This is a genomic window from Halorhabdus amylolytica (assembly GCF_004944975.1).
Classification (GTDB): Archaea; Halobacteriota; Halobacteria; order Halobacteriales; family Haloarculaceae; genus Halorhabdus; species Halorhabdus amylolytica.
Genome location: NZ_SPQG01000015.1, coordinates 70,827 through 71,145 on the forward strand (window position 1 = coordinate 70,827; position 319 = coordinate 71,145).

General features: G+C 57.1%; 1 pseudogene. It reads right to left on the reverse strand.

What is annotated here, in order from left to right:
- Positions 1-319: pseudogene (locus E3374_RS17775) on the reverse strand (RNA-guided endonuclease TnpB family protein); the annotation flags it as partial.

The following is a 319-nucleotide window of genomic DNA, read 5'->3' on the forward strand; positions in this document are numbered from 1 at the left end:
CGCACCAATATCCAGAGCGGCCTTCTCGTCGGCCAGTGGAGTATCCCGTGCATCGTCAGAAACAGTCACGGGGTGCGAAGCCCTGAACGTGTTGTCAGTCTCGTCGTACCACAGTTCCAACCGGCTCTGGTCCTCGTAATCAGGCCAGTTCGGGTCGCCAACGATTTCGAGCCGAAGACGACTTTTCGGGCTGTTGTGCCTGTCACGGAGTTCTTTTCCGACGACCATTTCAAGCCGAGAACGGTCACCCCACTTGATGGTGTAGGCGTCCTTTCGGACAACGCCTTTGAGAACACGTCCGTCGTCTTCGTTGTCGAGG